Source organism: Xanthomonas populi (assembly GCF_002940065.1).
Lineage (GTDB): Bacteria > Pseudomonadota > Gammaproteobacteria > Xanthomonadales > Xanthomonadaceae > Xanthomonas > Xanthomonas populi.
On the sequence record NZ_MDEJ01000137.1, the window covers coordinates 1 to 10,141 of the forward strand.

A 10,141-nucleotide genomic window follows, 5' to 3' on the forward strand; every position below is an offset into this window, starting at 1 on the left:
ATGCGCGCACTTGTTTCTACACGATCCGGGTGCAACCAGCTGATCTATCTCGGGAAAACGTGGGGAAACCTCAGGGTCGGACACGATCGCGCGTGCAATCGCCACTTGTTAGCCAATCTTATTGGGCGGCGATCGGGCGAGGGATCGCAACCGGGCGCTGATTACGGCTCCCCCGGCCATATTGACCTTATGCCCCCAGCTTTTGTCCAGCTGGGGAGATGCCTGTGATCTGCGCAGCCGTGGACAGCTCCGAGAGCTGGCCTACCGCCCCCCACCCGCCATGCTGGAAAACACGCCATCCCGCCGTATCCAGGCATGAAATAGCGCAGCGCTCAAATGCCCCAGCACAGTGGCGAACAACAGATATGCCAACCAGCCGTGTGCGCTACGCAACCACGCATATAGCGCCGGATCGTGCGGTGCGATCGCTGGCAAGTTCGCGCCCGGCCACAGCACGATCGGATAACCACCGGCCGACAACATCGCCCAGCCGATCAGTGGCATCCCCAGCATCAGCGCATACAGCAACCAGTGCGACGCAATCGCGGCGGCCTTCTGCCACGCGGGCAGATCGGCCGGCAACGGCGGTGGGCGGTGACGCAGACGGTTGATCAACCGCAGCACCGCAAGAATCAGAATCGCGATGCCCAGCGGACGATGCAGATCGATCAACCATGGCCGCTGCGTAACCGAGGCGACCATGCCTACGCCGACGAACAGCATGGTCAGGATCATTGCCGCCATCAGCCAGTGCAGCACGCGGGCAGGCAGATTGAAGTGGGTATGGCTGCTCATGGGTGGGCTCCCTGGCCGGTGGCAGCGCTGCCTTGGCCGTTGGCGATTTCGTGTTCGCGACGATTGAACGAGTGCGAATACACCGACGAACGTGCCGCCAGGATTGGGTCGTTCGATCCGGCGATGCCCTTGGGCAGAATCAGCGGGTCGTAATTGAGATCGCGACACGGGCCGGTGGCCTGTGGTTCGGCGTGATCGATCGAGACGGTGCCGGCCACGAGTTGCTTGCGGCTTTCCGGCCACGGCTGCGACGGATCGTCGACCGGATCGCCCGGCTCGGCGACGGTCAGCACCAGATCCCAGCGCAACGGTCCCTGCGCCAGGCGCGTGTCCAGATCGGTGGCGAGAAAATCGCCATCGGCGTGCGCGCGCTGGTCGGCGCTCAGTTCCTTGAACGGTGTGTGCGGGCGCATCGACCAGCGGATGTAGCGCTCGCGTCCATCGGCGGCAATCGCGCGGAACGCATTCACCCCGTTGTACTGCGTGTTGGCCCAGCTGTCCGACCACGGCGCGGTCTTGGCCCACTGCTGAAACTTGGCCGCTTCCGGATAGTGCTTGCCGAACGCGGCCAGCTTGGCCGGATCGGGTTTGCCGGTAGCCGGGTCCGGCGTGGAGGCTACATTCAATGCCTGAAAACCTGCCGGCGTGGCCACCACGAAGAACGGAAAACTATTCATCGCGGTGCGCCATTCCTGCCCGTCGTCACTGCGCAACAGCAGCGCCATGCTGCGCACGCGCGCCGCGCCATCGGCGCCATGCGGGTCGCCGCCGCCGATCGACATGCGCCCGAGCACCGGCGTGCTGTCCTGGCTGAAAATGCGTGCCGACGACAGCCAGGTGGCTTTGCCGTTGGCCTTGAATTCCCCGCTCACACACACGCCCTTGGTGTGTGCGCGGCGAAAGCCCGGATGCGGCGGCCCGCTGGCTTCCATGGTGTCGGTCATGCGCGCGGCGGTGAGCCGGTCGCTCCCGATCCAGCCGGCGGTCCAGGCGAACGCAACCGCAATGCCGGCGGCAATCGCGGCGATGCCGAGCAGCGGCGCCACAGCACGTGAGCGCTGTGGCGGTGGAGAGGGAGGTGGCACGTTCATGGCTGGCTCCGGTGGTCGATGCGGTAAAGGGTCAATGCGGTGAGACGACGTGCGGTTTGGTGATTCGCCGAGGTCGCCAACGTGCGGCACAGGCAGACCCGTGGGCGAATAGTCCAAGCTTCAGTGCGTCTGCGGTGTGATGCCACGACCAAAGTCGCCGATGGATGATCCAAACGACGGGTAACGACGCAGATGGCTGCCTGCATTGCGTTGTTTTGCGCACGTTCCCCGGTAGAGGCCGCGGCCGCCATCTACAAACGCGTTAATGCGCCGAAGGCGATATCGTTTTCGCCTTCATCTGCCAGGTCGCGCAAACGCGCAGGCGCACGATCGCGCCGTTGCTGCGCACGCGGGGTCATTGCAGCCCGCAAGCGGCTTGCTGATTTCTTACGGCGTACGCACATGCACTGCCAACAGCATCTCGTTGACAGCCAGCAGGCGTACGTCGCAGACGATCTGCAGCGCATGGGTCGACCTGTCGCTCGCACACACCGAGCGGGCCTGCCTCGCGTAGCCGGAGTGTCGGCAGCCGCGCTCAGCGGCCGTAACGCGCTTTGAGCATCGCGTACGCCGAGCGCAACGCCAGTGCTTCACCACCAGCCGGGCGGCCGGGGCGGTCGCTGTCGTTCCAGGCGTAGACGTCCAGATGCGCCCAGAGCTGGCCGGGTGCAACGAAGCGCTCCAGATACAACGCGGCGGTGACTGCGCCGGCCATGCGCGAGCCGGCGTTGGCCATGTCGGCCACGTGGCTATTGAGATAACGCAGGTACGGGCGCCACAGCGGCATGCGCCAGACCGGGTCGCGGGTCTGCTCGCCAGCGCTCAGCCAAGCCTGCGCCAGGGCATCGTCGTTGGCGAACAGCGCAGGCAGATCCGGGCCTAGCGCGATGCGTGCGGCGCCGGTGAGCGTTGCGAAATCCAGGATCAAATCGGGGCGCTGTTCGGTGGCGTAGCTCAAGGCATCGCACAGCACCAGGCGGCCTTCGGCATCGGTATTGTCCACTTCCACCGTGACGCCGGCGCGGGTGGTGATGACCTCGCCGGGGCGGAACGCATCCGGGCCGACGGCGTTTTCCACCGCAGGAATCAGCACCGTCAGCCGCACCGGTAACTGCTGCGCCATCACCAGGCCAGCCAGCGCCAACGCATGCGCCGCGCCGCCCATATCCTTTTTCATATTGCGCATGCCATCGGCCGGTTTCAGATCCAACCCACCGGTATCGAAGCACACACCCTTGCCGACCAGCACCAGATGCGGATGCTCGGCCGCACCCCAGCGCAGCGCGATCAGGCGCGGCGCACGATGCGAGGCGCGTCCCACTGCATGGATGGTGGGGAAGTTCTGCGCCAGCAACTGCTCGCCGACAATCGCCTCGACCTGCGCGCCATGCGTTTGCGCCAGTGCGCGCGCGGCATCTTCCAGGTGCTGCGGGCCCATCTGTTCGGTGGGCGTATTGACCCAGTCGCGCACGCGCACGCAGGCGTCGATCAAGGCGCGCGTTTCTGCCGATGGCGTAGCCGCCAGTTCGGCCGGCGCACGCGGCACCTTGCGATAGCGCGAAAAGCGATACGCGCCCAATCCCCAGCCCAGGTGCAGCAGCGCCTGCTCGGTATCGCTCAGCGCGCTGGCCAGCGTCCAGCGGCTTGCGGGCGGCAGGGCCATCGGCGCGTGTGCGTAAGCGTAGGCATCGGCGCGGTCGCCGATGCCCAGGATTGCCCCGGCCAGCCCGTGTTCGCCCGGCAATAGCAGCACGCTGCCTTGCGCCGCATCGAAGCGCTGCGCCTGTGCCCACGACAACACGCGCGTGGGCTGTTCGGCGCACCAAGCCACGAAGCCTGCGCGGTCGAACACATACAGTGGCAACGCGGCGGCGTTGGGATCGATAAAACCGGTGAGCTGCGACATGGGAATCCTCCAATGCGGCGCCGTGCGCCGAGCCAAAGTGGCTCAGCCGGGAAGGCGGATGCCATCGTGTGCGGCGTCTGGATGCGGCTGCTGTGCGTCGAGCCAATCGGCCAGCCCGGTCATGGAGTCGAACTCCAGATCCGGCTGCTGGGTCGGGTGCGACCACTGCGCACCTTCGCGGTTGATCCAGCACGCACGCAAGCCGGTATCCAGCGCGCCGAGCACGTCCATGCGCACATGGTCGCCCACATGCAGCACCTGCGCCGGTGGCACCTCCAGGCGCGCGCACGCGGCCAGGAAGATGCTCGGATCTGGCTTGGCGCTGCCGTGCTCGCGCGAGCCCAGTTGAAACGCAAAGTGATGCATCAAGCCGATGCGCTGCAGATCGGCATTGCCGTTACTGAGCGCCGCCACCGGCACATGCGCAGCGATGCGTGCCAGTGCGTCGAGCGCATCCGGATAGCATTCCACCTGGTTGCGCGCGGCGTAGAACACGTCATAGGCCGGTTCAAGCAGCGCTAGATCGCCACCGCTCTCGCGCAGCGCCATTTCCAGCGTCAACCGACGCAGCGCGCTGAGATCGTGATGCAGGTGGGGGTTGTCGGCAAAGCTGCGCTCGCGCAGTTCGCGCATCGCCTCCACCGGAAACCGCTCGGCGGTGACCGGGCTGTGCTCGCGCATCCAGTCGTACAGCACCTGATCGATTCGCGCCCCGATCGGCGCAAAGGGCCACAACGTATCGTCGAGATCGAGAGTGATGGCGTTGATGTGGAAGCTCATCGGCAGATTTTACGGTTGTTGCGATCAAAAGGGGATTGGGGAGCAGGGATTGGGGAGTGGCAACAGCGGCATGCTGACGCCTGGGCCAATCTCTTGGCGCAATGCAGCTGCCTTTGCGAATCCCTCATGCCGAATTCCCCATCCCCCATCCCAGCTACTCAAGCAGCCTTGCCCAACGCTGCATCCCTTCCACCCGGCTCAGCACCATCTTGATGCAGACCAGCAGCGGCACCGCCAGCAGCAGGCCGACCATGCCCCACAGCCAGCCGAACAGCATCAGCGCCAGGATCAGCATCAGCGGCGAGATCGCCATGCGCCGGCCCAGCACGATCGGGGTCACCACCTGGCCTTCGATCGTGTGCAGTGCCAGATACAAAATGGCCGGCAGCAGCGACGACAAAGTGGTGCGGAATTCGACGAAGCCCATCAGCAGCATCAGCATCACGCCGATCAACGGGCCCACATACGGGGCGAAGTTGAGCAGCGCCACCACCGTGCCCCACAACAAGGCTTCGGGCAGCGGAATCTTCAATACAGACAGGATTCCCGCAAATACCAGACCGACCAGCGTATTGATCACGCTGATGGTGAGCACGTAGCGCGAGACCTCGCGTTCGATGTCCATCATGATTTCAGTGGTGAAACGCTGTTGCTGTCGATTGGGCAGCAGGGCAATTGCATTCCGCTGCAGGCTTTCGCCGTAAACCATGAAGAAAAATGTCAGCAGCACCACCGCCAGGACCGAGGCGGCCAATTTGGGCGTGCGCACCAGCGCCTTGTACGGGTCGTCCATCTGCGTGCGCACGAGCTGCACATTACGCTGGCCTTCGCCGCCGGCTGCGCGTGCAAAATTTTCTGCGGCCTGGTTGGCCTGCATGACCGGCTTGGCCAGATCGCGCACATCGCGCGCAATCTGCCGCATCTGCCGCGGTGCCTGCTGCACCCATTCCGCAGCCGGGCCCGCCAGCTGCGCGGCCAGCGCCACGGTGCCAGCCAGACCCAGGCACAACACCATCAAGGCACCAAGGAAACGTGGGATATAGAGCTTGCGCAATCCGCGCAGGATGGGATTGCCGATCAGTGCGAAGAATGCCGCCAGCATCACCGGCAGGATGATCGTCTGCGCTGCCCACAGGGTGTAACCCACCGCGAGCGTGGCCAACACCACCAGCGACGCCGGAGCACGCGGGCGCGGTGCCGGAGGAGGCGGGAGCGACGCTGCCGGAACGGCAGTATCCAATGAGTCGATGGGAAGAGACATGCGCGCCCTGGCAGCAGACTGGCGTAGTGCCAGCGGTGCGCCATTATCGGCAGAACGCGTCAACAGTGCGCACGGCGTTTGTGCGCATCACGTCCGTATCGAAGAAGGTGATGGCGGCCTCGGCCGCAGGTGGAGCAGTACCGATGTCAGCGGGGTATCGGCTGCCATCGCAATAATCAGGCTGCGCGCCCTACCGGCACCTGCACCACGGTCACCGGCGGATCGGCAGCGACCTCTTCTGCATGGTCGGCAGCACGTTCGGCCTGTTCTGACGCTTCCTGGGCCTGGTGCGCAGTAACCAGTGCAGAGATCGTGCTGATCATCTGCACAATCTTGGGGATACCGCCCAGCTTGCTGGCGATGCTGCCAAGCGCGGCTTGCGGTTCGTTGCGGCCGGTGACAAAACCAAGACCGACACCAGCTACCACGATGCGCAACGGAGACCATCCGGCATGCCATGCGTGGCGCAATTCACCCCAATGCAGACGCGTCTGTTGGGCGCGCCCTTCCACCAGAGATTCAGCGCGCTCGACGCGCTGACGCAAGGTTCCAAACCTCATATGCGTGCTCCACTGCTGGGCGATGCGGTGGCATCGTCGTCGTCATTGCTGTCATCGAAGAGGCCCAGCTTGATCAGCTGACGACGGGTTGCATTCAAACCGGTGTGATCGAAGTAGAAGAACACCCGCCACGCCGCGATGCCGGTGACCAGCAAGCTGGCCAACGCGGTGAAGAACATCGCCTGGAACCACGACAAGCCGGCACGTTGCAGCAACGCAATGATGGCACCGGCTAACAACAACCACGATGAAGCGCCAAACACCACGGCAACGCACGCCCAGGCCAGGCCGCGCCCGAATGCACTGCGTGCAAGTTGTAGATCGGCCGACACCAGCCGGCGTAACGCGCGGCTGGTGTCCTTGGCCGAGCCCAGCGTCGCACGACCGGCAGCACCGACCGCACGTACGCTTTCGTCCAGTCCTGGCGTTTCCGCACCCGCATTAGGCGCGTCGGAAGCGGCAGCTGCAGAGGCCTGATCGCTCACGACTTAGTTGTCGTTGCTACGTGCCAGCTTGGCAATGATCCAGCCGGTCGCAAAGGCAACGCCGAAGGCAGCCAGCGGACGCTCGCGGATCAGATCGGTCGCGCTTCCCAGCAGGTCGTTGCCCTTGCTGACCAGCACATCGAGCTGCTCTTTGGCAGCGGCGCCGCCGAACTCTGCAGCGGCCATACCGGCCAGTGCGGTGTCGGACAGCTCTGCCTTGACGTTGGCGCGACCGAGCTTGAGCTCATCGCCTGCGGCGTTGGTGGCGCCCTTGACGGATTCGCCGGCGGCACTGGCAGCAGACTTCAGGTGGGTGCTGGCTTCGCTCAGGTTCTCTTTCAGCTGATCGGTATTGGTGGGGCTCATGCGATATCTCCTTCGGTCATTGATGGCAGCCGCGATAGCCTGCGGTAGTGGTGCAGCAATAGCATCGCTGCGGTGTAGGAGGTGTTAGTGGACGTGCATCGCAGTGCACGCAACGTCAACGCATCAGCGCGTCGTACTGCGCGTTGCCACGCAGAATGCGCACGACCAATTGCTGCGGCTTGCGTTGAAAGTTGGCGCGCCAGCTGGCCAGATCGGCAAACTCGCCCACGCTGCCCGCCACGATCACATCGCCGGTGACCAGACCATTGGCGGCCGCGCGACCGCCGCGTTTGACCTCGCTGACCATCACCCCGGTAATGCCGGATTGGCGCAGCGATTCGGGCAGATCCACGAAGGTGGCGCCGCCCAACCGCGGGTCGAGCATGTCGCCAGTGACCGCGCGGTCCTGTTCCTTCAACGTGGCGGTGAGCTTGAGCGGTTTGCCATCGCGACGGATATCCAAGGTCACCGCGCGACCGACGGCTTGCAGGCCTTCGTAGTTGTGCAGCGCTTCGGCACTGTCCACGCGCTGATCGTTGGCGGCCACCACTACATCGCCCGGCTGCACGCCGGCGGCGGCTGCAGCGGAACCTGGTAGCACGCGCGTCACCAGTGCGCCGCGCAGCGAATCCACGCCCAGACCCTGCAGCATTTGCTGGGTCAGATTCTGCGCTTCCAGACCGAGCGTGCCGCGCACCACCACGCCCTTGGTCACCAATTGCTCAACCACGTTGCGCGCCAGGTTGGAGGGAATCGCCAAGCCCAGCCCGATATTGCCGGCCATGCTGCCCTGCGGATTGAAGCTGGCGGTGTTGATGCCGACCAGCTGGCCTTGCAGATTGACCAGTGCGCCGCCGGAGTTACCCGGATTGATCGAGGCATCGGTCTGGATGAAGTTCTGATAGCCAAGCCCGCGAATACCGCTGCGGCCCACCGCCGAGACGATGCCGGAGGTGACTGTCTGGGTGAAGCCGAATGGGTTGCCGATCGCCACCACAAAATCGCCCACGCGCAACGCGCTGCTATCGGCCAGTTTGATGTCGGTGAGCTTGTCGGCCTTGATGCGGATCAGCGCGATATCGGTATCGGCATCGGAGCCGATGAAGTCGGCCTTGACCGTGCGGCCGTCGCCAAGCGTGACCTGCACATCATCGGCATTTTCGATGACGTGGTGGTTGGTCAGCACATAGCCTTTTTGCGCATCGATGATCACGCCCGAGCCGAGCGATTCGTTGATGCGGTCCTGCGGAATTTCCGGAAACAGCCTGCGCAGGATCGGGTCGTTGAAGAACGGGTTGCGCACGCGCACCACCTGCTTGGTGTTGACGCTCACCACCGCCGGCATTGCCTGCTGCAGCATCGGCGCCAATGACGGCACCGGTTGCCCGGCGACCGCTGCGGGCAGCGCGGCAGCAACAGGCAGGGTGAAGGCCGCAGCGCCGGCCGCCTCGGCGCGATTGTCCAGCCAGGCAGTGATGCCGGTGGCGGCGAATCCGCCGAACGCGGCGGCCAGTGAAAGTGTCAGCAGGGTGGGCAGCGGTCGCATGCAACGGATTCCGGTTACGCGGTGGAAGAGGAATAGGGCGTCTGACTGCGCAAATCAAGCTGAACAACAGTGCCAATGCGCAATGTAACTCGTGGTGAAAGCGCTGCGCGCGCTTCGTCGCCTTGCATTGACAGTCGCCTGGGCCCGGCGTAGCGTCCGATTGATCCGATGCCTGTTCAGCATTCACGCATGCCCTCGCGCATCGCACGCGTTTCTAGCACTGACGCCCTTAAGGAGGGTCTATGAGCAACGGCAATGGTGTGACGGCAGCCCTGTCCGACGCCGTCGACAGCGTAAAAAGCACGGCCACTGAACTGACCGAAACCATCGCCAGCACCGCCAGCGAGGCGGTTGCCAGCGTGCAGGATGCGGCCGGCACCGCGGTGGGAGAGGTCAAGACGCGCGTTGCCAAGGCACGCAAGGCGGTGGTCAAGGTCGAAAAACGCGTGGTCAAAAAAGCCAACGAAGCAGCTACTGCGGTGAAGCGCAGCGTGGCCAAGACCAAGCGCTCGCTGGTGTCGACCAAGGAGGCCACCAAGGACAAGCTGACGGCCACCAAAGATGCCGCCAAGCAGAAGCTGGCCAGCACCACCGAGGCCGCCAGGCAGAAACTTGCCAGCACCAAGGCCAGCGCCAAGCAGACGCTGGAAACCGCCAAGGCCAATGCCAAGGCCGAAGTGGCCGCACTGACTGCCAAGACTGCTGCCAAGAGCGCGGCACGCAAGAGCGCGGTGACCACGGTCGACGCGCGGTCGGCGGCGAAGAAGGCTGCCGCCAAGCCGGCTGCCGCCAAGAAGCCGGTCGTCAAGAAGCCGGTCGTCAAGACGGTTGCCAAGACCCCGGCCAGGAAGGCGCCAGTGGCCAAGCAGACCGCCACCAAGCAGGCTGCAGTGAAGAAGGCACCGATCAAGAAGGCGGTGACCAAGACCCCGGCAACGCGCGCAGTGGCCAAGACCACCGCCGCCCGCAAGGCAGTCGGCAAGAAAGTGGCCAAGCGCGTTACGCGCTGATGCCGCAGCGCCGGGACGGCACTGCACGCTGACGAAGCCCCTCTCTCCTGCGGGAGAGCAACTGTGTTGACCAACTGGCGGCGCCAGCCGCCAATTGGTCTGGCATCTTGGCGTTGAGGATGACGAGCAATTTGCGCATCGCCGCCACGAGGCAACCTTGCCCGCCTTGCCTTGTGTGCGTAGCCGTTGGGAAAAGTCGCGCCGTGCCGGGGTCAAGCGCACCGCTACCAGCGCCGCCATGTACAGCACCTGCCGCCAGTGCGCCGCCGGTGGCTTCCAGCACCACCTGACTCGGCTCCATTTGCTTGCGCCAGGCGCCCAACTGGCGCAGACCTGACGCA

Annotated in this window: 10 protein-coding genes; 1 reads left to right on the top strand and 9 read right to left on the bottom strand. The window is 64.6% G+C overall.

The features are described from left to right. Positions 1-261: 261 nt before the first annotated feature. From XpopCFBP1817_RS17215 to XpopCFBP1817_RS17255, 9 genes are all read right to left on the bottom strand, one after another. Positions 262-795 (bottom strand): cytochrome b, encoded by a 534-nt coding sequence (locus tag XpopCFBP1817_RS17215; protein WP_128418049.1) that lies wholly within the window; start codon positions 793-795, stop codon positions 262-264. After that, positions 792-1,886 (bottom strand): catalase family peroxidase, encoded by a 1,095-nt coding sequence (locus tag XpopCFBP1817_RS17220; protein ID WP_128418050.1) that lies wholly within the window; start codon positions 1,884-1,886, stop codon positions 792-794. The genes XpopCFBP1817_RS17215 and XpopCFBP1817_RS17220 overlap by 4 nt, the downstream gene beginning before the upstream one ends. A 535-nt stretch (positions 1,887-2,421) precedes the next feature. Further along, positions 2,422-3,792 (bottom strand): leucyl aminopeptidase family protein, encoded by a 1,371-nt coding sequence (locus tag XpopCFBP1817_RS17225; protein ID WP_128418051.1) that lies wholly within the window; start codon positions 3,790-3,792, stop codon positions 2,422-2,424. 42 nt (positions 3,793-3,834) lie between these two features. Next, positions 3,835-4,572 (bottom strand): HAD family hydrolase, encoded by a 738-nt coding sequence (locus tag XpopCFBP1817_RS17230; protein ID WP_128418052.1) that lies wholly within the window; start codon positions 4,570-4,572, stop codon positions 3,835-3,837. A 154-nt stretch (positions 4,573-4,726) separates the two neighbouring features. After that, a complete protein-coding gene (locus tag XpopCFBP1817_RS17235) occupies positions 4,727-5,833 on the bottom strand; it encodes an AI-2E family transporter (protein WP_128418053.1) in 1,107 nt (368 codons plus the stop codon). 176 nt (positions 5,834-6,009) lie between these two features. Continuing rightward, positions 6,010-6,393 (bottom strand): hypothetical protein, encoded by a 384-nt coding sequence (locus tag XpopCFBP1817_RS17240; RefSeq protein ID WP_128418054.1) that lies wholly within the window; start codon positions 6,391-6,393, stop codon positions 6,010-6,012. After that, complete coding sequence (locus tag XpopCFBP1817_RS17245) at positions 6,390-6,878, bottom strand: phage holin family protein (protein WP_128418055.1); 489 nt, start codon at positions 6,876-6,878, stop codon at positions 6,390-6,392. The genes XpopCFBP1817_RS17240 and XpopCFBP1817_RS17245 overlap by 4 nt, the downstream gene beginning before the upstream one ends. A 3-nt stretch (positions 6,879-6,881) precedes the next feature. Continuing rightward, on the bottom strand, positions 6,882-7,244 hold the full coding sequence (locus XpopCFBP1817_RS17250) for a hypothetical protein (RefSeq protein ID WP_128418056.1): 363 nt from the start codon (positions 7,242-7,244) through the stop codon (positions 6,882-6,884). 115 nt (positions 7,245-7,359) lie between these two features. Beyond that, complete coding sequence (locus XpopCFBP1817_RS17255) at positions 7,360-8,790, bottom strand: Do family serine endopeptidase (protein ID WP_128418057.1); 1,431 nt, start codon at positions 8,788-8,790, stop codon at positions 7,360-7,362. A 242-nt stretch (positions 8,791-9,032) separates the two neighbouring features. Between XpopCFBP1817_RS17255 and XpopCFBP1817_RS17260 the strand changes: the two genes are divergently transcribed. After that, the gene (locus XpopCFBP1817_RS17260; protein WP_128418058.1) at positions 9,033-9,800 is read left to right on the top strand and encodes a histidine biosynthesis protein HisIE; all 768 of its coding nucleotides are present in this window, start codon (positions 9,033-9,035) and stop codon (positions 9,798-9,800) included. Positions 9,801-10,141 lie beyond the last annotated feature (341 nt).